General features: G+C 69.7%; 20 protein-coding genes. 12 read left to right on the top strand and 8 right to left on the bottom strand.

Annotated elements, in window-relative coordinates; genetic code table 11:
- The first annotated feature begins 88 nt into the window (after positions 1 to 88).
- The 4 genes from AB0L65_RS15955 to AB0L65_RS15940 all read left to right on the top strand — a co-directional run bounded on the left by AB0L65_RS15955 (position 89) and on the right by AB0L65_RS15940 (position 4,536).
- Positions 89 to 2,194, top strand: coding sequence for a (Fe-S)-binding protein (locus AB0L65_RS15955; RefSeq protein ID WP_364245412.1), 2,106 nt, complete (start codon positions 89 to 91; stop codon positions 2,192 to 2,194).
- 147 nt (positions 2,195 to 2,341) lie between these two features.
- A complete protein-coding gene (locus AB0L65_RS15950; protein ID WP_355194065.1) occupies positions 2,342 to 3,148 on the top strand; it encodes a hypothetical protein in 807 nt (268 codons plus the stop codon).
- Positions 3,145 to 4,212, top strand: coding sequence for a glycosyltransferase (locus AB0L65_RS15945; protein ID WP_364245410.1), 1,068 nt, complete (start codon positions 3,145 to 3,147; stop codon positions 4,210 to 4,212). Before AB0L65_RS15950 ends, AB0L65_RS15945 begins: the two co-directional genes overlap by 4 nt.
- A 42-nt stretch (positions 4,213 to 4,254) precedes the next feature.
- Positions 4,255 to 4,536, top strand: coding sequence for a metal-sensitive transcriptional regulator (locus AB0L65_RS15940; protein ID WP_138670633.1), 282 nt, complete (start codon positions 4,255 to 4,257; stop codon positions 4,534 to 4,536).
- A 483-nt stretch (positions 4,537 to 5,019) separates the two neighbouring features.
- Here the strand turns inward: AB0L65_RS15940 and AB0L65_RS15935 are convergent, their stop codons facing one another.
- Positions 5,020 to 6,345: a hypothetical protein gene (locus AB0L65_RS15935; RefSeq protein ID WP_364245407.1), complete on the bottom strand. Its 1,326-nt coding sequence runs from the start codon at positions 6,343 to 6,345 to the stop codon at positions 5,020 to 5,022.
- 53 nt (positions 6,346 to 6,398) lie between these two features.
- Here AB0L65_RS15935 and AB0L65_RS15930 point away from each other — a divergent pair, with 53 nt between their 5' ends.
- Positions 6,399 to 7,301, top strand: a complete 903-nt coding sequence (locus AB0L65_RS15930; protein WP_364245404.1) for a hypothetical protein — start codon at positions 6,399 to 6,401, stop codon at positions 7,299 to 7,301.
- Here the strand turns inward: AB0L65_RS15930 and AB0L65_RS15925 are convergent.
- Entirely contained in the window at positions 7,273 to 7,794 is a 522-nt protein-coding gene (locus AB0L65_RS15925; RefSeq protein ID WP_185069301.1) for a gamma carbonic anhydrase family protein, read from the bottom strand. The genes AB0L65_RS15930 and AB0L65_RS15925 overlap by 29 nt on opposite strands.
- Before the next feature lie 149 nt (positions 7,795 to 7,943).
- On the opposite strand from AB0L65_RS15925, the gene AB0L65_RS15920 reads away from it, so the two are divergent.
- On the top strand, positions 7,944 to 8,906 hold the full coding sequence (locus AB0L65_RS15920; protein ID WP_364245402.1) for a hypothetical protein: 963 nt from the start codon (positions 7,944 to 7,946) through the stop codon (positions 8,904 to 8,906).
- A 634-nt stretch (positions 8,907 to 9,540) separates the two neighbouring features.
- Here the strand turns inward: AB0L65_RS15920 and AB0L65_RS15915 are convergent.
- From AB0L65_RS15915 to AB0L65_RS15905, 3 genes are all read right to left on the bottom strand, one after another.
- Positions 9,541 to 10,293, bottom strand: a complete 753-nt coding sequence (locus AB0L65_RS15915) for a GntR family transcriptional regulator (protein ID WP_364245399.1) — start codon at positions 10,291 to 10,293, stop codon at positions 9,541 to 9,543.
- A gap of 152 nt (positions 10,294 to 10,445) precedes the next feature.
- Positions 10,446 to 10,988 carry a VanZ family protein gene (locus AB0L65_RS15910; RefSeq protein WP_364245396.1) on the bottom strand — a complete coding sequence of 181 codons (543 nt, stop codon included), beginning with the start codon at positions 10,986 to 10,988 and terminating at the stop codon, positions 10,446 to 10,448.
- Positions 10,989 to 11,028: 40 nt separating this feature from the next.
- Complete coding sequence (locus AB0L65_RS15905; RefSeq protein WP_363977795.1) at positions 11,029 to 11,742, bottom strand: dienelactone hydrolase family protein; 714 nt, start codon at positions 11,740 to 11,742, stop codon at positions 11,029 to 11,031.
- A gap of 124 nt (positions 11,743 to 11,866) precedes the next feature.
- Between AB0L65_RS15905 and AB0L65_RS15900 the strand changes: the two genes are divergently transcribed.
- Genes AB0L65_RS15900 through kynU form a run of 5 tightly spaced genes read left to right on the top strand, consistent with a single transcriptional unit; the run spans position 11,867 to position 16,797 of the window.
- Complete coding sequence (locus AB0L65_RS15900; protein WP_364245393.1) at positions 11,867 to 13,276, top strand: aldehyde dehydrogenase family protein; 1,410 nt, start codon at positions 11,867 to 11,869, stop codon at positions 13,274 to 13,276.
- Positions 13,269 to 14,066: a fumarylacetoacetate hydrolase family protein gene (locus AB0L65_RS15895; RefSeq protein WP_364245391.1), complete on the top strand. Its 798-nt coding sequence runs from the start codon at positions 13,269 to 13,271 to the stop codon at positions 14,064 to 14,066. The genes AB0L65_RS15900 and AB0L65_RS15895 overlap by 8 nt, the downstream gene beginning before the upstream one ends.
- Complete coding sequence (locus AB0L65_RS15890; protein ID WP_364245388.1) at positions 14,063 to 14,494, top strand: RidA family protein; 432 nt, start codon at positions 14,063 to 14,065, stop codon at positions 14,492 to 14,494. Before AB0L65_RS15895 ends, AB0L65_RS15890 begins: the two co-directional genes overlap by 4 nt.
- A gap of 17 nt (positions 14,495 to 14,511) precedes the next feature.
- On the top strand, positions 14,512 to 15,600 hold the full coding sequence (locus AB0L65_RS15885; protein WP_364245386.1) for an ABC transporter substrate-binding protein: 1,089 nt from the start codon (positions 14,512 to 14,514) through the stop codon (positions 15,598 to 15,600).
- Complete coding sequence (gene kynU / locus AB0L65_RS15880; RefSeq protein ID WP_364245789.1) at positions 15,601 to 16,797, top strand: kynureninase; 1,197 nt, start codon at positions 15,601 to 15,603, stop codon at positions 16,795 to 16,797. It begins immediately after the preceding gene.
- Here kynU and AB0L65_RS15875 read toward each other — a convergent pair.
- On the bottom strand, positions 16,790 to 17,170 hold the full coding sequence (locus AB0L65_RS15875; protein ID WP_364245383.1) for an MmcQ/YjbR family DNA-binding protein: 381 nt from the start codon (positions 17,168 to 17,170) through the stop codon (positions 16,790 to 16,792). The two genes, kynU and AB0L65_RS15875, sit on opposite strands and share 8 nt — an antisense overlap.
- Positions 17,167 to 18,198 (bottom strand): DUF2293 domain-containing protein, encoded by a 1,032-nt coding sequence (locus AB0L65_RS15870; protein WP_364245380.1) that lies wholly within the window; start codon positions 18,196 to 18,198, stop codon positions 17,167 to 17,169. Before AB0L65_RS15870 ends, AB0L65_RS15875 begins: the two co-directional genes overlap by 4 nt.
- Positions 18,199 to 18,380: 182 nt before the next feature.
- On the opposite strand from AB0L65_RS15870, the gene AB0L65_RS15865 reads away from it, so the two are divergent.
- On the top strand, positions 18,381 to 19,187 hold the full coding sequence (locus tag AB0L65_RS15865) for an FKBP-type peptidyl-prolyl cis-trans isomerase (protein ID WP_364245377.1): 807 nt from the start codon (positions 18,381 to 18,383) through the stop codon (positions 19,185 to 19,187).
- 38 nt (positions 19,188 to 19,225) lie between these two features.
- On the opposite strand, the gene AB0L65_RS15860 is transcribed toward AB0L65_RS15865, so the two are convergent.
- Positions 19,226 to 20,122: a M23 family metallopeptidase gene (locus AB0L65_RS15860; RefSeq protein ID WP_364245374.1), complete on the bottom strand. Its 897-nt coding sequence runs from the start codon at positions 20,120 to 20,122 to the stop codon at positions 19,226 to 19,228.
- Positions 20,123 to 20,165: the final 43 nt, after the last annotated feature.

The raw sequence follows: 20,165 nt of genomic DNA, 5'->3' as shown, positions 1-20,165 counted from the left end.
AAATGTTACTCGCGGGTAGGATACGGGTAGCGGTCTGAGCGACGGGTGACCGTACGCTGACAGCCAACGTCGTCTGTGGGAGGACCCTGTGCTCTGGGTAGCCATCATCGGGCTCGTGATGACCGTCCTCGCGGTGGCCGTCGCCGGCCGCAGGGCGTTGTTCCTGTTCAAGCTGGCGACCGTGGGGCCGCCCGCGCCCGAGCGGATCGACTACGCCAAGTCTCATGCGGCCGATGAGGCGAAGGCGCAGCTCGTCGAGGTGTTCGGGCAGAAGAAGCTGCTGAAGTGGACACCGTCCGGCGTCGCGCACTTCTTCGTCATGTGGGCGTTCTTCATCCTGCTGACCGTCTACATCGAGGCGTACGGCGCGATCATCCAGGGCGCGATCACCGGCACGCCCGACTTCCACATCCCGCTGATCGGCACCTGGGCCGTGCTCGGCTTCCTGCAGGACTTCATCGCGGTCGCCTGCGTGCTCGGCCTGGTCGCCTTCGCGGTCATCCGGCTCAAGAACTCGCCCGACAAGCTCGGCCGCCGCTCCCGTTTCTCCGGCTCCCACCTCGGCGGCGCGTGGCTCGTCCTGTTCATGATCTTCAACATCATCTGGACGCTGTTCCTGGCCAGGGGCGCGTCGGCGGCCAACGGCAACTTCCCCTACTCCTCCGGCGCGTTCGTCTCGCTCGCGCTCGGCGACGTGCTGCCGGACAGCGCGCTGCTGGAGGAGATCGCGCTGCTGCTGCACATCGGCTTCATGCTGGTGTTCCTGGTCATCGTGGTGAACTCCAAGCACCTGCACATCTTCACCGCCCCCCTCAACGTGCTCTTCTCGCGCCGTCCCGACGGCCTGGGCGGCGCGCCGGAGATGCGGGTGGCCGGCAAGGTCGTCGACTTCGAGGACGAGGACCTCGACCCGGAGAAGCTCGGCCGCGGCAAGATCGCCGACACCACGTGGAAGGGCTTCCTGGACTTCTACTCCTGTACGGAGTGCGGCCGCTGCCAGTCGCAGTGCCCGGCGTGGAACACCGACAAGCCGCTGTCGCCGAAGATGCTCATCCTCGACCAGCGTGACCACGCCTTCAAGGTGGCCCCGTACCTGCTGGCCGCCCAGCAGGGCGTCGAGCACAAGGACACCGACGTGCTCGCGCTGCTGGACAAGCCGCTGGTCGGCGAGGACGGCGTGATCCACCCCGACGTGCTCTGGTCGTGCACCAACTGCGGCGCCTGCGTCGAGCAGTGCCCGGTGGACATCGAGCACATCGACCACATCCTCGACATGCGCCGCTACCAGGTCATGGTGGAGTCGTCGTTCCCGTCCGAGGCGGGGGTGATGGTGAAGAACCTGGAGAACAAGGGCAACCCCTGGGGCATGTCCGAGATGAAGCGGGCCGACTGGATCGAGGAGCTGGACTTCGAGGTCGAGCTCGTCGAGGACAAGATGCCCGAGGACGCCGAATACCTGTTCTGGGTGGGCTGCGCGGGCGCGCTCGAGGACCGGGCCAAGAAGACCACCAAGGCCGTGGCGGAGCTGCTGCACATCGCGGGCGTGAAGTTCGCGGTGCTCGGCCCGATGGAGGCGTGCACCGGCGACCCGGCCCGCCGCCTGGGCATGGAGTACCTGTTCAACATGCTCGCCCAGCAGAACATCGAGACCCTCAACGAGGCCGGCGTCAAGAAGATCGTCGCCACCTGCCCCCACTGCTTCAACACCCTGGCCAACGAATATCCGCAGCTCGGCGGCACGTACGAGGTCGTGCACCACACGCAGCTGCTGTCGAAGCTCGTGGACGAGGGCCTGCTCACCCCGATCACCCCGATCGAGGAGAAGATCACCTACCACGACCCGTGCTTCCTGGGCCGCCACAACAAGGTTTACTCCCAGCCCCGCGACATCATGTCCAAGGTGCCGGGCGTGCAGACTCAGGAGATGCACCGCCACAAGGACCGCGGGTTCTGCTGCGGCGCCGGCGGCGCGCGCATGTGGATGGAGGAGCGCATCGGCAAGCGCATCAACACCGAACGCGTGGACGAGGCGCTGACCACCGATCCCGACACCGTCTCCACCGCCTGCCCGTTCTGCATGGTCATGCTCGGCGACGCGATCAACGAGAAGAAGAACAACGGCGAGGCCAAGGAATCGCTCGAAGTCGTGGACGTCGCCCAGCTGTTGATCAAATCGGTCAAGGGCGCTTCCTGACCGAGAATTGTCGGACTCCTTCACAGCTTCTGTGGAGGAGTTCCGCACGTCAGCGGGTCATGTGCAAGAAATCCAGCATCCACATAACGGGAAAATCACGGTAACCTCAACGTCGCATGGCTCTATTCGACGGGGAGGGGGCTCGTGATGGGCGTCGTCGTCACGGACGCCGAAGTCACTCTGGCCGACGTCCTCGCCCTCCGGCTCGCCATCGACGCACCACTGGAAGACGGCACCGAACTCGTGCTCAGGCATCGCACCACGGGGGTGGAACGCGACGTGCGGCTCGGCACGCCAGGCGCTCGGGCGCGCGAGGCCACGGTCGCGGTCTCGCTCGCGCCGCTGGAGCTTAGCGCCGGGCGCTGGGATGCCTACCTGCGGGGGGTGGGCGGCAAGCGCAGCAGGCTGCGCAGCGTCGATCCGGGCTTCTCGCTCGACCACCTCGACGCGTACGCGCTGTGCAGGCGGACCCTCGCCTACCGCTCGTACCGCACGCGCAACGGGTTCCTGGCGCTGAAGATCTCCGACGCCGAGCCGGTGGCCGAGGTCCGCTCGATCTGGTTCAGGGAGGGGCGCTTCGAGGTGATGGGCCTGCTGGCGTACACCGGGCTCGAGGACGACGACTCCCGTCATGAGGCCGTGCTGAGACTGGACCGCAGGCAGACCAACGCGCGGCTCTCGGCCACCGCCACCGTGCAGGGCGTGCGCTTCCACGCCGCCGTGTCGCTCGTGGACGTGGTGGGCGCCGATCCCGACGCCGTGGCGAGCTCCGGCACCTGGGAGCCCGCGCTGGAGGTCGAGGGTGTGTCCACGCCGCTCAAGCTGGGCTCGCGGCTCGACGACGTCGACGGCAAGAGACGCCGGCTGCACTATCCCTCGGCCACGGTGGACGGCGTGCCCATCAGACCCTGCTACACCGCCGACGACGAGCTGCGGATCGAGGTGGGTGGATGAAGGTCAGCCTGGTCCTCGCCTCCGCGTACGCGATGAGGGGCGACGTCCGCGCCATGCTGAACCTCGCCACCGCCCTGTCCGACCGGCACGACGTCGAGGTGGTCAGCGTCAGGCGGCAGAAGGAGAAGCCGTTCTTCCCCGTCGGGCCCAACGTGACCATGCGCAGCCTGATCGACGCCAGGCCGGGCGTCCGGCACCTGTTCCCGCGCGGGCAGGTCCGCGCGGAGGTGGCGCTGTGGCGGCTGCTGCGCAACCTCAAGTCCGACGTGCTGATCACGACCCGGCCGGGGCTCGGCGTCCAGGCCGCGAGGCACGCGCCGCGCGAGACCCTGAAGATCGCCAGGGAGTGGGGTCGGCCGGCCGTCCCCGGGCCGGTGAAACGGTTCTATCCGCGCCTGAACGCCGTCGTGACGGCCACGGAGTCGGCCCAGGAGGAGTGGAGCAAGCTCCTCACCGACGGGCCCCCTGTGACCTCTCTGCTGGACGCGCTGCCCGACGGGCCGTGGCCGCGCTCGCGGATGGACAACCGGATCGTGGCCGCCGGCGGCCGGTGGGTGCCGGTCAAGGCGTACGACCGGCTGATCAAGGCGTTCGCGATCGTGGTGGACAAGCGCCCCGACTGGCGGCTGCGCCTGTACGGCGGCGGGCCGGAGGAGCGGCGCCTGCGCGCGCTGGTCCGCGAGCTCAGCCTGCACAACCACGTCTACTTCATGGGCACGACGCCCGACCTGGCGGGCGAGTTCGCCAAGGCGTCGATCGTGGCCAGCACCTCGCTCACCGAGGACCTCGGCATGGCGGTGCTGGAGGCCATGGGCTGCGGGGTGCCCGTGGTGGCCTTCGACGGGGCCAGGGGGCCGAGGGAGTTCGTGGCGACGGGCTACAACGGGGTGCTGGTGCCGGAGAACGAGGGCGGCCTGGAGCTGTTCGCGGCGGCCCTGCTGGCGCTGATCGACGACGAGCGCAGGCGGCGCTCGCTCGCGGCGGGCGCCCTGGACACCGCGGTGCGCCACGCGGCCGGTGAGGTGGCCGAGCAGTGGGAGAAGCTCATCGGCGACCTCCGCTGAACGAGCCGGGCACCCCCAACCGGTTACGGGTACCTTAGAAGCATGCATGGGTACAGCGGAGACAAGCAGGCGTATCTGACGCGTCTCAGGCGGATCGAGGGTCAGATCAGGGGCCTGCAGCGCATGGTCGATGACGACGCCTACTGCATCGACGTGCTCACTCAGGTCTCCGCGGCCACGCGGGCGCTCCAGGCGGTGGCGCTGGGGCTGCTGGAGGAGCACATCTCCCACTGCGTGGCGGACGCGATCAACAGTGGCGGGCCGGAGGCCGACGCGAAGGTCAAGGAGGCCTCGGCGGCCATCGCGCGCCTCGTCCGCTCATAGGCGCGGCGGTCATCCTCCAGAAGGAGGACGTTCCGAGGGATTAACTAGTTATGAGAAACCCCGGAAACCTTCTAACTAGGTCTCCGGGGCTAGTAATCGAGTTGTTCCTTCAGCGGCTCGCCGAAGTCCGCAATCCGAGCGCGTCGTCGAGTTCGTCCAAGGTCAGCCGCCGCTCGCTGACAGCCACGGCCGTGAGCACCTCGGCGTAGAGCGCAATCTCGTCCAACGCGACACGGTCGTGGACCCGAGAGTCCAGGTCATCGTGCCCCACCGCGTCGTCCTTCCTTCCGCAGCCCACACCCTCTACGAGGTTACGGCGGAGACCCTCCTGGCAACATGGCCCATCGGAGTCATTCCTTTCCGAACTGCGGGGCCCGGGAACGATCATTTCCCGAATCGGAGATCACAATTCGGAGAATTGCCTGTTACCTGAGCGTTAGAACCATATAGGCGAAGTAAGGGTTAAATAACGATATTTGTGGTTTAGGTGTGGTCTGTGTGGTTGTCGTCGCGTTCGTGGACGAGTCTGTGCACGAGCGCGGTCTGCCCGGCCAGCCCCCGCTCCGGCACCCTGGCCCCCGTCAGCCGGCCCCACGCCAGTCCCGTCGCGTACGCGGCCCCGAGCACGGCCGCGGTGCTCGCCCGGTCCGGCGGCGAGACCTCCAGCACCGCCGCGGGCTTGGTCAGCACCTGACCGGGCACGGGGAAGCCGTCCGGCTCGGTCGACTCGCTCGCTGAGGTCCCGGTCAGCCCGGCGCGCTCCAGCTCCTCGTACGCGCGCCTGAGCCGGTGGTCCAGCCGGGCCGGCAACCGCCCCTTGGAGTCCGACAGGTCGGCCAGGAACGTGGCGGCGGCCATGCGCGGGTCGGGCATGAACGCCAGCGCCTCGACCAGGTCGTAGACGGCGTGCGAGAAGTCCGCCTCCAGGTCGTTCTCGACGAGCAGGGCCCGGCACAGCCGCCGCGGGCAACGCTCCAGCCAGGCCGCGCGCAGGGCCTCGGCGTCGGTGTGGGTGTCGTCGAGCCCCTGCCGGCGCAGCATGGGCTCGACCATCGTCAGCAGGGCGAGCGCCCGCGGCCTGAAGCGGGTGTCGGACATCAGGATCTGGGCCGCGTCCGCCATCGTGGCGGCGAGCCTGAGCGCGGCCCGCGGCTGCCCGGCCCGCTGCCGCTCGGCGACGAGCGTGGCCAGGTCGAGCAGCGGCGGCGCGGGCAGCCAGCGCACCCACTCGTCGCCGGGCAGCGGGCGGCGCAGGTATTCGCCGAACACCGTGATCAGCCGCTCGTTGCCGTCGAACGCGGGCGCGTACGCGCACCACATGATCGCGCCCCAGACGGCCGCCACCGTGCTCGGCACGTCGGAGCCGAAGATCTCGTCGAACGCCGTCAGCGGGTAGTCCAGCTCCGACTTGAGCCCGCTGGACCGCAGCAGCACCCTGAGCCGCTCGGTGAGGCCCTCGGAGACGTCCGGGCCGATGAACGCCTGGGTGGAGCCGGGCTCGGCGTGGAAGTCGGGCCCGTACGGGATCACGTCCTCCGGCAGCACCGCCGCGGGATGCTGCACCTGGCGCGCCCGGGTGCCCCTCGGCGGCGGCGCGAGGCGCCAGCGGCCGTCGGCCGGATCGTGCAGATGCCAGCGCGCGTGCACCCCGAAGAGCCATCTGTCGCCATCTGGGGTCACAAGTATTCTGGCGGCCAGCACGTGGGCCCGATCGGGGACGGAAAGCCCTTGCCAGCGCGGGTCCGCGACCATCGCTCGGACCTCCGCCTCGGCGGAGGTGAACGCATCCCAGGGTCGCACGGGCGCCATCGTACTGGGAGCGCCCAAATCATCCATCGGCATTTCACGGCAGAATGACCGTTATGAGGGCGAAGGTTGCAGGGGTGCTGGCGGTGGTCGGTGCGCTCTCCGGATGCGGTACGACCACGACGGCGCAGCCGTCCCCGACGGGGCCCGGCGTGCTCGCGCTGGACAAGGCCACGGCGCCGGAGCCCGGCGGCGAGGTGGGCGAGGCGTCCACGGAGTTCCAGAACGCGACGGACATGTCCATGTGGACCAAGCTGAGCGAGACGGAGAAGGACGTCGACCGGATCGGCAAGCTCGACATCAACAAGACCGTGAAGGGCTCCCTGTATCTGGAGCCCAGGACCTCGACGTGGTTCGACGGCTTCCGCGGCCCCTACGTGTACCAGGAGCTGGCGGGCGACGTCCTCATGTATGCCAGGGTCAAGGTCGAGGGCATGAAGGGCGGGCAGCCCAAGCGGAAGTTCTCGCTCGGGGGCCTGATGGCCCGTCAGCCCGGCTCGTACGCCAAGCCCAACTGGGTGTCGGTCACCACCGGCACGGCCGACCAGAGCGGCCAGGTCGAGGTGAAGTACACCCAGGACGGCAGCTCCAAACCGCAGGAGCTGACCGTCAAGAGCGGCTGGGTGGACCTGGCGCTCGGCCGGGTGGGCCGCGTCTTCGTCGCGCTCTACCGGGAGGACGGCGGCAAGTGGAAGGTCGGCCGGCGCTGGCCGTCCAACCTCCCCGACGTGCTCCAGTGGGGCATCACCGCCTACACCGACTGGGACAGCTACAACCTTCTCAAGAAGGACGCGACCAAGGCCAACGCCAAGCAGGTCAAGGGCGTGCCCGATCTGAAGATGACCGTCGACTTCGTCCGTTTTTTACGCCCCGAGCTGCCCGAGTACGCGGACGCGCTCAACACCGCCTCGGTGTCGGACGAAGTCCTGATCAAAGCGATGACGCCTGCCGGTGCCTGAGCGCCTTGGCCATGTAGTTGTCCGGCGTGCGGGCGAAGGACGCCCGGTCGTCGTCGGTGAGTTCGCGTACGATTTTTCCGGGAACACCGGCCACCAGCACGCCGGACGGGATCTTCTTGCCCGGTCCGACGAGCGCACCGGCGGCCACCAGGGTGCCCGCACCGATGCGGGCGCCGCCCAGCACGATCGCGCCGATGCCGATCAGCGCGCCGGTCTCCACATGGGCGCCGTGGACCATGGCCTTGTGGCCCAGGCTGACCCGATCCTCCAGGATCGCCGGCTCGCCGGGATCGGCGTGCAAGCAGCTCAGATCCTGTACGTTGCACTCCTCGCCGATCTCGATCCGCTCGTCGTCCCCCCGGAGAACGGAGCCGTACCAGATGCTGGACGCCCGGCCCACCCGCACGCTGCCGACCACGACGGCGCCAGGGGCTATGAAGGCTTCAGGGTGTATGTCCGGGACTGCCCCGTTATCCAAAGATGCGATGTACATCCGAGCCATCGTAATTCCCCGTCCGGCTGTGGCGTTCCGGTTGCGGACGTGGGCAGATGGCAGGAAAGTCGTTTCCTGACGTCTCGTTGTCAGACCCTCACAACCCGCAATTTTCCCCCGCCTCACGCAAACCACCCTTAGGTACCCCCATGATGAACCAGCACGAGAGCATTCCCGATCTGATGCAAGAGGACACCTTCGAGGTCGTGATGCGCGGCTACAACCGCCGTCAGGTTCACGACTTCATGATCCGTACCCGTAACCAGGTAAGGGATCTGGAAGAGCGGCTGGCCCGGGCCATCGACCAGGCAGAGCAGGGCCGCATCGAGCTCGCGGAGGCCAGGCGGCGCATGGTCGAGGCGCCGCAGAGCTACGACGACCTCAGCCCGAGACTCGCCCAGATCCTCCGGCTCGGCGAGGAGGAGGCCGCGGCCAAGCGGGAGGACGCCGAGGCCGAGGCCGCCAGCGTGCGCGACGCGGCCAAGTCGGAGGCCGACCGGCTGCAGACGTCGTCCCGCGAGACCGCCGACAAGATCCTCACCTCCGCCCAGGCGGAGGCGGAGCGGCGCGTGAACGAGGCCACGCAGGCGGCGGAGCGGATGCTGGCCCAGGCGGGTTCGGACGCTGAGGAGCAGCTCGCGGCCGCCCGCACCGAGGCCGAGGACCTGCTGCGCGAGTCGCGCGCCGAGTCCGAGCGGCTGGTCACGGCCGCCCAGTCGGAGTCGGAGCAGATCACGCAGGCCGCCAACGCGCAGGCCGAGCAGCTGGTGACGGGCGCGCGGAACGATTCGGAGTCGATGCTGGCCTCCGCGCAGCAGCGCACCGCCGCGCTCGACGAGCAGACGGGGCGGCGGGTCGACTATCTGACCAACACGCACTCGGAGGTCGTGCGACGGCTGACCGAGATCAGCTCCGTGCTCGGCGACCTCATGCGCACCGAGTCGGCGGCCGGGCCGCTGATCCCCGACGCGGTCGCGTCCCCGGTCTCGCCGCAGGAGGACGTGCGGGTCATCGTGGACGAGAGCGAGGAGGAGAAGAAGCCCCTGGAGGAGGCGGGCGTCTCCGACGACACCGACATCCACGTCGTCCGGCTGTCCGAGGTGCACAAGTAGCCCACACCCCGGACGGGCACGGCTGGAGGCGTGCCCGCCCGGCTGGGACCGCCCCACAGCCGAGCGGGCGGTGAGAGCCGCGGGGCCGCGCGATTGGGGAAGGGGTGCGCGGCCCGGCGGTGCAGGCGGTCCACGGAGCGGAAGCCCCCGCCCCCGATTGGGTCGGAGGCTTCCGCGTCAGTGGCCCCTCCTGTCTTGGTGGCCCGGTGCCGGGGCCGCCGAGACGCTGGACACGGCACCGGGCTGCTCTTGTGCGCCGGCCGTGGGACGCGCCACGGCCGGCGTCATGGAGGTGCGGGGCCGGCCCGCGGGTGCTGCCCGCCGGCCCGCTTCTCCTGGTCCCGGAGCCGGCCGCGCAGGCCGTCCGGGTCGTCCGCGTCGATGGTCATCGCACATCCCGCATCGCGCTGCGCCGCGTTGAGCGGACGGTGTCTCGTGGCCCACCAGCGGCCCGCGTCGCTCCGCCAGATGGTCCATTGGGGGTACTCCCGGGCAATCTCGGCAAGATGCCGATCAAAGGACATCGCTGTTCGCCTTTCCCGGCCCCAGGCGAGGTTTCCATCTCCTTCGACGATGCGGCACTTCTCTAGAGAACACAATGATCGTGCCGGACAGGGTCACCTTCCTTGACAAACTAGGCATCGAAGTCGTACTGGAGTACGTACGCGGCGGAGTCGAGCACCATCTCGTTGAGCTCGACGGGCACCCCGCCCGACGTGTAGGCGGTCCTGGAGATCACGATCACCGGCGTGCCCCCCGGCAGGTCCAGCAGCGCGATCTCGCGGGGTGACGGCATCCGGGCCCGCACCTCCTCGGTGAAGTGGGCGGGGGAGACGCCCAGGTCGCTCAGCCTGGCGTAGACGCCACCCGGTCCGGTGTCCGCGAGGGTGATCGCGCTGCCTTCGACCAGGTGCGCCGGGAAATACGAGGTGGCCAGCTGCACGGGTCTGGTGTCGACCGAGTAGCGGCGGCGACGTACCCATACCTCGCCGCTCTCGAGGACGCCCGCCACCTCCTCGCCGGCTCGCTCCAGCACCACTTCCACCCCGTCCACCGTGAAAGGCCGGCCACGCGTGTCGGCGTCCCAGATGGCCCGCCCCTGCCCCCACTGCTCTCTCGACAGGCGGCGTGAGCCGTGCCTGCGGATCGGTTTGAACAGCCGCACGTATACCCCCGAACCTCGTTTGGGCACCGCCAGCCCCTCGTTGATCAGTACGGCAAGCGCCTGCCTGGCGGTGGCTCGTGCGATTGCGTATTCGGCCATCAGCGCGTTCTCGCCCGGTAGTCGGTCCCCGTCGCGCAGTTCGCCGGACAGAATCCGGGCGCGGAGGCCGTCGGCGATGCGGCGATAGATAGGGGGCTCGTGGGGTACCGGGGATTCAGACAACTTTGATCACCCTCTGTCACCAACCAGGTTGTGGCGTCTCCAGAGAACTTGCCCCGTCTTGTCCACGATCGCACAGATGGAAAGGTTGGTCGCGGCCTTCTTTTGAGCGGATCGTGCCCAAGTGGTGAATTCCGGCGGGTTTTAGCAGACCGTTACCGTGGAACGGTCCCGGCCGGTATCCGATCGGCCCACCAGCGCCGAGTAACCAAAGCGAAGATCACGGCGCCTGCCGTGTTCATGAGCACGTCGTCGACGGAGGAGAAACGGCCTAGTCGCAAGGCGTACTGGAGGATCTCGACGATGACCGAAAAGGCGGCCGCGACCGCCGCAACGCGCGCGAGAGAGGACATCGCGCGGCTGCGTACCGGGAGCAGCGCGCCGAGCGCGGCGAACACCAGCAGGTTGCCTCCGACCTGCACCAACACCGCCTCCCACGGCGCGCTGACCAGGTCGGCAAGATCTTTGAACGGGACGAGACTGACTCCGGTCTGACCGTTGCGCGGGGTGAGGGTCATCCAGATCCACGGGGCCGTGCCGACCGCTATGCCGACGTCTGCGATCGACGTGCGCAGTGGTGCCGGGTGGCCGGCGCGGGCGCGGTGACGGGAGAGGAGCAAGATTGCTAGCAAGGCCAGGGGAAGTGCAAAAGTACCAGCAATAATGACGTTTCCCCACAATTCCCACGTCCGCGCCATCCGCCCATAATGGCGATGATCTAGGGGTACCGGAAGATGTCTATCTGGACAGGGTCACCGGCAGGTGCTCGGACAGGAAGGTGAGCGCCACCTCCCAGGTGCGCGCGGCCGCCTCCGGGTGGTGGAACATCGGTGCCTCGCTGTTGTGGAAGGCGTGCCCGGCCTCCTCCTCGACGTGCATGACCACGTTCGGCCGGCCCTGCGCGGCCTGCTCGACGACGGCCACCCGGTCGCGCCGGATGAACGGGTCGCTGCCGCCGAAGACCAGCAGGAGCGGCGCGGTGACGCGGTCCATGAGCCCGGTCGCGTCGGGCACGGCGGAGCCGTAGAAGGACAGGACCGCCGCCAGCTCCACCTGCGTGGCCAGCATGTAGTCGATCGAGCCGCCCAGGCAGAACCCGACCGCGCCGACCCCGCCCGCCACCTCGGGCAGCTCGCCCAGGTGGGCCACCGTGAGCGCGCAGTCGGCCACCCCCTGCGCGAAGTCGAACCGGCCGGCCAGCTCGATCGCGGCCGCCGTGCCCTCGGGGGTGTGCTCGCCCAGCCAGCCGGGGTGCAGGCGCCAGAACAGGTCCGGCGCGGCCACCACGTAGCCGCGCGAGGCCAGGTCCAGGGCGACCTTCTCGATGTACGGCCCCACGCCGTAGATCTCCTGGACGAGCAGGATGCCGGGGCCCGTCCCGGCGTCGGGGAACCACAGATGGACGTCGAAGCCGCCGTCGTGGGCGGCCACTTGATCGGTTCTGGTTCGCATGTGCAACAGCATCGCGCATGGCGCGGGCCGCGTTCCGGGGAGACGATGCGATCAGGAAGGTCCCGACGCACCCGTTGTCCGCCGATCGACCAGCGATCTATACAGGGGAGTAGAGGAGAGTGTTGTGCTGACGCATTTCATCGGTGGCGAGCCGGTGGGCGCGGGTAAGACGTTCCCCGTCCATGACCCCGTGACGGGCGCGGTGATCAGGCAGGTGCACGAGGCCGACCCCGAAGTCGTGGACCGGGCGGTGCGCGCGGCCAGGGAGGCGGCCCGCGACTGGGCGGCGCTGCCCGTCGGCGAGCGCGCCGGGTGGATGCGGCGCCTGGCCGAGGGCATCGAGTCCCGTTTCGACGACCTGGTGGACGCGGAGATCGCCGACACGGGCAAGCCGATCGACCAGACCCGCACGCTCGACGTCCCGCGCGGCATCGCCAACTTCCGCGCGTTCGCCGAGATCGCCGCCCAGCGCCCGGACGACGCCTTCCACCTGTCCGGGGTGCTCAGCTACACCGTGCGACGGCCGCTCGGCGTGGTCGCGGTGATCGTCCCGTGGAACCTGCCGTTCCTGCTGATGACCTGGAAGCTCGCGCCCGCCCTCGTCGCCGGCAACACCGTGGTGGTCAAGCCGTCGGAGCACACGCCGGGCTCGGCGGCGGTCTTCGCCGAGATCTGCGCCGACGCCGGGCTGCCCGCCGGCGTCGTCAACATCATCTTCGGGTACGGCTCCTCCGGCCACCTCCTGGTCGAGCACCCGGGGGTGGACGCCGTGTCGTTCACCGGTTCCACCAGGACCGGCACCGCGATCATGAACACGGCGGCCGACCGGGTCAAGCCGATCTCGTTCGAGCTGGGCGGCAAGAACGCGGGGCTGATCTTCGATGACTGCCGGCTCGACCGGGCCGTCGAGGGGACCGCGAAGTCGGTCTTCACCAACGGCGGGCAGGTGTGCCTGTGCACCGAGCGGGTCTACGTGCAGCGGTCGATCTTCGAGGAGTTCTGCGCCCGGCTGGCGGCCCGCGCGCAGGAGTTCGAGCCGCAGCCCATGATCTCGAAGGAGCACCGCGAGAAGGTGCTCTCCTACTACGCCTTGGCCCGCTCGGAGGGAGCCAAGGTGCTCACGGGGGGTGGCGTCCCCACGTTCGGCGACAACCGCGATTCCGGATATTTCGTGGAACCAACGGTGGTGGCAGGCTTGTCGGAGTGGTCGAGGTTCAACAGAGAAGAGATCTTCGGCCCCGTGTGCCATGTCGCCCCCTTCGACAGCGAGGCCGAGGCGGTCGATCTGGCCAACGGCAGCGAGTACGGCCTGGCCGCCACGCTCTGGACGGGTAACCTCGACCGCGCCCACCGGGTGGCGCAGCGGTTGGAGGCCGGGCTCGTCTGGGTGAACACTTGGTATCTGCGTGACCTGCGCACCCCGTTCGGCGGTATGAAGCTGTCGGGCATCGGCAGGGAGGGCGGCGTCCAGTCACTCGACTTCTACTCTCAACCCACCACGATCACCATCAGACTGGAGCAGCCCGATGCATGACGAATGGTCCGAGGCCGTGGACGCGCGGTCCCAGGTCGCCGACCGGCTGGCGGAGGCCGCGAGTTCCGGCAAACCGTGCCCGCCGATCAGGGACCTGGTCGGCACGGTGGCCGAGGCGTACGCCATCCAGGAGATCAACACGCGGCGGGCGCTCGGAGCGGGGCGGCGGCTGGTGGGCAGGAAGATCGGCGTGACCAACGTCGTGCTGCAGCGGCAGTTCGGCATCGACCAGCCGGACTTCGGCATGCTCTTCGCGGACATGTCGTACGGCGACGGGCTCCCCGTGCCCGTGGACGCCTTCCTGCAGCCGCGGGCCGAGGCCGAGGTCGCGCTGGTGCTCGGCAAGGACCTGGCCGGCGGGCCCTTCACGGTCGCCGACGTGCTCAGGGCCGTGGAGTTCGCGCTGCCCGCCATCGAGATCGCCGACTCGCGGATCGCCGACTGGGACATCACGCTGGCCGACACGGTCGCGGACAACGCCTCGGCCGGCGCGTTCGTGCTGGGCAGCACGCCCGTCCCGCTGGCCGGGCTCGACCTGCGGGCGGCCCGGATGACGATGACCCGGGGCGGCGAGGAGGTCTCGACCGGCTCCGGCGAGCTGGTCATGGGCAACCCGATCAACGCCGCCGTCTGGCTCGCCTCCCGGCTCGGCCGCACCGACTACGCGCTGCGCGCCGGAGACGTGGTGCTGACCGGCGCACTCGGCCCGGTCGTGCCCGCCGGCCCGCAGGACGAGTTCGAGGCGCGCATCGAGGGGCTGGGCTCCGTCCGGGCGGTGTTCGCCAAGTGATCGAACGCACCAAAGGGCTCCTGGTGCCCGGCAAGGCCACTCCCCGAGGCAGGTTCCCGCACGTCAAGCAGGCAGGCGACCTCCTGTATGTCTCGGGCACGAACTGCCGGCGCACCGACGGCACCTTCGTGGGTGTGGAAGTGGACACGTACGGCGCGACGAACCTGGACATCCGCGCACAGACCAGAGCGGTCATCGAGAACATCGGCGACATCCTCAAGGTCGCCGGAGGCTCGCTCGGCGACCTCGTGCAGATCACCACGTATCTGGTCAACATGAACGACTTCACGGGCTACAACGAGGTCTACGCCGAGTTCTTCGACGAGGAGGGGCCCACGAGGGCCACGGTCGCGGTGCACCAGCTCCCGCACCCCCACCTGCTCATCGAGATGCAGGCCGTCGCCTACCGCCCGCAGGAGCGGCCATGACCTGCCGGGGGTGAGCCGTGCGCGTATCCGTCCTGGGGTTGGTGGTGCTGATGGCCGCCGGTTGCGGCGGGACGGCGCCGCTCCTGGCCGAGGGCGATCCCCCGGTCAAGGTCGGCGCGATCATCTCGCAGACCGGCGTGTACGCCGCGCTCGGCGACGACATGGAGGCCGCCATGCGCCTCTACCTGGACGACCACGGCGGACGCCTGGGCGAGCGCCCGGCCGGGCTGGTGGTGGCCGACGACGCGGGCAACCCGGAGGAGGGTCAGAAGCAGGCCAGGCGGCTCATCGAGGACGAGGGCGTGAACGTGATCACCGGGCTGCTCTCCTCACCCGTCGCCGAGTCGGTGGTCAAGGTGGCGGGCCGCACGCCCGTGGTGATCGCCAACGCGGGCGCCGACGCGCTCGGCGGCCCGAACGTCTTCCGCGTGTCGTACACCAACCGCGACCACGGCTACGCGGCCGGCCGGTACGCCGCCGAGCGGTACGGCAAGGAGGGCGTGGTGCTCATGGCCTCCGACTACTCGGCGGGCGTCGAAACGCTCAGGGGCTTCGCCGAGGGATACGGCGCGCAGCCCCTCAAACGCATCCTGACGCCCTACGGCAGGGTCACCGACCTGGAGCCGTACTTCGCGCGGATCCCGCCCGGGACGAAGCTCCTGTACGCGTTCTACGCCGGGGGAGAGGCGGTCGAGTTCCTGAAGGGGTACCGGCAGCACGCCTCCGAGATCGCGTTACTGGGCTGCCAGAACCTCACGGACGAGGACGTGCTGCGGGCCGTCGGCCGGGAGGCCGAGGGCATCACCACCGTCGGCATGTACTCGCCCGCGCTGTACAACCCGGACAACGCCGCGTTCGTGGCCCGATGGCGGGCCAAGACCGGCAGGAACCCGTCCGCGGTCGCGCTCCAGGGCTGGGACGCCATGCGGCTCATCGACCGGGGCCTGGCCGCGAACGGGGGAATGGCGGCGGTGGGCGAGCTGGGCGGGCCGCGCGGGACGTTCCGGCTGGACGCGACCCACAACCCGGTGCAGAACTGGTACGTCCGCGAGTACCAGAATGGCGTGAACCGGATAATCGCCACCATCCCCCCGCGACAGGAGTGAATCGTGGACCGCGACCAGTGCCTCGCCCTCGACGCGAACGACCCGCTGCGGGCTTTCAAGGACGAGTTCGTGCTGCCGGAGGGGGTCGTCTACCTCGTCGGCAACTCGCTCGGCGCGCTGCCCCGCCGTACCGCCGAACGGGTGCGCCAGACGGTCGAGGACGAGTGGGGCAGGCAGCTCGTCGGCGGCTGGAACCACGCCGGCTGGTACGCGCAGCCGCTGACCGCGGGCGACCGGCTGGCCCCGCTGATCGGCGCGGGCCCCGGGCAGGTCGTGGTGGGCAACACCACCTCGATCGCGGTCTTCCAGGCGGTGGCCGCGGCGCTGCGGCTGCGTCCCGACCGCCGGGTGATCGTCTCCGACGTCCGGAACTTCCCCACCGACCACTACATGGTCCAGGGCCTGGCCGGGCTGCTCGGCGGCTACGAGGTGCGCGACTTCGCGCAGGGGCGGTTCGACGACGCGGCCGTGGTGCTGCTGTCGGAGGTCGACTACCGCACCGGCGCCCGCCACGACGTGCCGTCGGTCACCGCCCGGGTGCACGAGGCCGGCGCGCTGATGGTCTGGGACGTGTGCCACAGCGTGGGGGCCATGGACGTGGACGTCTCGGGGGCCGACTTCGCGGTGGGGTGCACGTACAAGTACCTCAACGCGGGGCCGGGCGCGCCCGCCTTCCTCTACGTCAACCCGCGCCACCACGCCGCCGCCGAGAACGTGCTGTCCGGCTGGCACGGGCACGCCGAGCCGTTCGCGTTCGAGGCCGGCTACCGCCCGGCGGAGGGCATCCGGCGGTTCGCGGTGGGCACCCCGCACGTGCTGTCGTTCGCGGCGCTGGAGGCGGCGCTCGACGTGTGGGAGCGGGTGCCGATGGACCAGGTGCGGGCCAAGAGCATGGCGTTGACCTCGCTCTTCGTGGACCTGGTCGGCGACGCGCTGGAGCTGGTCTCGCCCGCCGACGCCGCCGCCCGGGGCAGCCAGGTGAGCTTCCGCCATCCCCACGGCTACCCGGTGATGCGGGCGCTGATCGACCGGGGCGTGCACGGGGACTTCCGCGCGCCGGATGTCCTCAGGTTCGGCTTCGCGCCGCTCTACATCGGCTACGCCGACGTGTACGACGCGGCGGTCACGCTGCTCGAGGTGCTGGACAAGGAGCTGTGGCGGGACGAGCGGTACGCCACGCGCCTGGCGGTCACCTGACCGGGTTCTCGTCCAGCTGCCTGACCGCCCGCTTGGGCGCGATGGCCCGGTAGCTCTCCTCCACCCAGTCGAGCAGCACCTCGGTCTCGGGCAGCTCCGACAGGAACGGAACCGTCACCCACCCGGCCCGGCCGAGCCCGTGGCCGGTGGGCGCCGCCCCCTCGACGGTCAGCGCGTGGCCGTGCGCCTCCGAGACCAGCTTCACGCTGAACATCGGGTCCCACTTCTCGGTCTGCTCGTCGATGCCGAGGAAGACGAAGACCTTCTTGTTCGCCTTGATGACGGTCTCGCCCCACGGGTGGTCCTCGTGCGCCTCGGGCAGCCGGAGCGCGAAGGCGCGCAGCTCTTCCCGTACGTCGTGCCAGTCGCTCATCCGCGGAACTCCTCCAGTTTGCGCTCGATGCGTTCCCTGATTCTGTCCCTGGCCTCCATCCTGGGCACGCCCGACATGAGCAGGCTGTCGTAGTCGGTGTCGAGGTGCCTGACGGAGGCGATGACCGCCAGCGTGATGGCGTTCTCGTCGAGCGCCTTGGCCGCCGCCGTCCTGCCCACCCGGCCGCTGCCGCGCTGGGCGGCGTGCTCGGCGATCTCCTGGGCCCGGTCCCTGGGGCAGCCGGGGAACAGCCTGGCGATCTCGGCCGCCATCCTGGCCTGGAAGTCGACGTCCTGCTCGGCCCTGCGGTCGCGGTCGCGTTCGCGGCGGCGCTCGCGTACCTCCTCGTCGGCCAGGCACCGCTCCTCGGCGGCGGCCAGCGCGGTCTCCTCCACCAGCAGGCCGACGCGCTGGTAGACCTTGCGCCGCCGGTTGTACCTGACGACCACCGCCGACAGGCCGCTCTCCTGCTTGGCGCGGCGGCTGAGCGCGGCGTTTCCGGACGGCAGGAACACCAGGTGGTCCATGTCCGCGCAGGTCAGGCAGTGCGGCCGGTCCTCCTCCATGATCAGGTAGGGGCCGGTGTCGCCGCAGGAGGCGCACGTCCAGGCGTCGAGCGGGGCCACCGCCACCAGGTCGGGCACCTTGGGCTCGCTCAGCTTGCGGACCCTGGCCTCGCTGAGGTCCGGCGAGAGCCAGTGCACGCGGAACGGCTCCTGCCCGTCCCCGGAGGTGAAGCGCAGCTCGCGGCGGTCGCGGGTGCCGGCCACGTACGGCGTGTCCACCGGCCTGAGCCCCTTGGCCAGCGCCCACTCCCGCAGCAGGCCGGCCGTCGCGAGCAGGCGGTCCTCGTCGACGGCCGCCAGCTCGGCCAGCGTGCCGGCCCGGCCCTGCCGCCAGATGTCCACGTGCCTGGAGTGCAGCCAGCGCAGGCCCGTCACCACGTCGATGAACGTCACGTACTTCCGCGTGGTCAGCGCGATCTCGGCCGCCTCCGCGACCCTGCGCGCCAGATTGGGCTTGCTCACAGGGCCTCCTTCGTCGGCCCTGCGAGCAGGGCTCTGTGTCCATTGGTTCGCTCGCTGCGCTCACTCACAGCCTCAAGTCTCCCGCGCCTTTGTCGTGAGATGGCGAGACCGGCAGCTTTGCTTTTGCCCAATGCGGCAAGTAACACGTTCGGACCACCGGCCGTGAGGCCATGGAGGATATCGTGCGCCTGTTCTTGCCGGCCGTGCTCATGCTCGCCACCTCGTGCGGCCTGGCCGAGGAGGGCACGCAGCCCATCGTCACGGGCGCGTTCGGCACCAAGCCGGTCGTGGCCATACCCAAGGGCAGCCCGGGCCGCACGCCGCGGATCACCGTGCTGTCGACGGGCAGCGGACGGCGCACGCTGCCGGGCGACGTGGTGCTCGCCGACGTGGACATCCGGCGGTGGTCGGGCAACCAGCCGTACCTGAGCACGTACGACGGCCACCAGCCCACCTCGGTCGTCTTCGACGGCAGGCGGGTGACGGAGACCTGGCGGCAGGCGCTCATCGGCCGGTCCGCGGGCAGCCGGATCATGCTGGTCAGCCAGGCGGGCGAGGCACTCGGCCCGGACGCGCCGCTCACGCTGACCGATCTCGCGCCCGCCGACACGCTGGTCCTGATCTTCGACGTCCTGGGCGGCTACCCGCCCGACGCCCGGCTGGTCGGCCGCGCCCTGCCGGTGGTCCCGGCGGATCTCGTGCCGGGCTCGCCGCCCCGCACGCTCATCGCCGGCTCCGGCGAGGAGGTCATGGCCGGTTCCAAGGTGGTGGTCCAGTACGTGGCCGCGTCATGGCCCGAGCGGACGGTCGTGGACTCGTCCTACCGGAAGGGCGGGCCGAGCGCGTACACGCTGAAGGAGGGGGACGTCCCCGACGGCTGGCTGGGCGCGCTCGTGGGCCGGCAGGTCGGGAGCCGGGTGGCGGTCTCCGGCCTCGGTGACCGGCCGTCGCTCTACGTCATAGACGTGCTGGGCACGGTTCACGTGTGAGAGGGGCCGGGCGCGTTCCACCCGACCCCTCCGCATCGTCAATCGCAGTGTTCGAGCGGGCTGTCGTAGGTCGAGGCGCCGGCCTTGCCGCCCCACTTGACGCACTTGCCGGACGCCGAGGCGATGACCGGTCCCGCGTAGTAGGCGAAGTTGCCTGAGTCCGTCTTCCTCGTACTGCCCTCCACTTCCAGGTAGGCCGTGGTCGCGGTGGCCGTGCCGACGTTCTTGTACTTCAGCGTCGTCACGCAGTTGTTGCCGTTGGAGGAGTTGTAGAGCAGGTAGACGGCGCCGTCACTGCCGAGCGTGGCCGAGTCGATCACGTCGTAGCCCGAGCCGCAGACCTCCGTCGGGGTGTGCGGGTTGCCGCAGTTCTTGGAGGTCACCGACTGCTGCGGGTAGCCGAAGGTGACGCCGTTGAAGACGGCCTTCTGGATGTTGTCCGGGTAGTTGGTGCCCAGCCGCACCTCGAAGTGCAGGTGAGGGCTGATGTTGTTGCCCGGCTTGCTGGTGTTGCCGACCGTGCCGATCTGCTGGCCCTGCGACACCGCCTGGCCCTCGCTGACCGTACGGGAGTTCAGGTGGGCGTAGTACGAGGTCCAGCCGCCGCCGTGGTCGATCTTGACGAGGTTGCCGTACCCGTTGGTCGAGCCCTGGTGCGCGGAGATCACCACGGTTCCCGCCGCGGCCGCCACCACGGTGTCGCCGAGGTCGGCGTCCGCGGTGCTGCCCCGGTTGAAGTCGATCTCCCACGACTGGTGCGCGCTGCTGTTGCTGGAGTTGCCCGTCCACGTCTGGTTGCAGGGGAACGGGAGCTGGAAGTTCGTGGCCAGGATCTGCGCGTCCGCCCCCGGCACGGGGTCGGCCGCGGCGACTGACGTCGTACCGAGGCTGAGTAACAAGGCGAGGCCCGCGACCATTGCTGCGCCGAGCTTCATGGGGTGATCCTTTCCCGTGGTCTCTCTGAGACCAGGGTCTGGA

The organism is Nonomuraea sp. NPDC052116, assembly GCF_040680035.1.
GTDB classification, from domain to species: Bacteria; Actinomycetota; Actinomycetes; order Streptosporangiales; family Streptosporangiaceae; genus Nonomuraea; species Nonomuraea angiospora_A.
The sequence above is the reverse complement of the archived record's forward strand: the minus strand, read 5'-3'. Positions and strand labels throughout refer to the sequence as shown.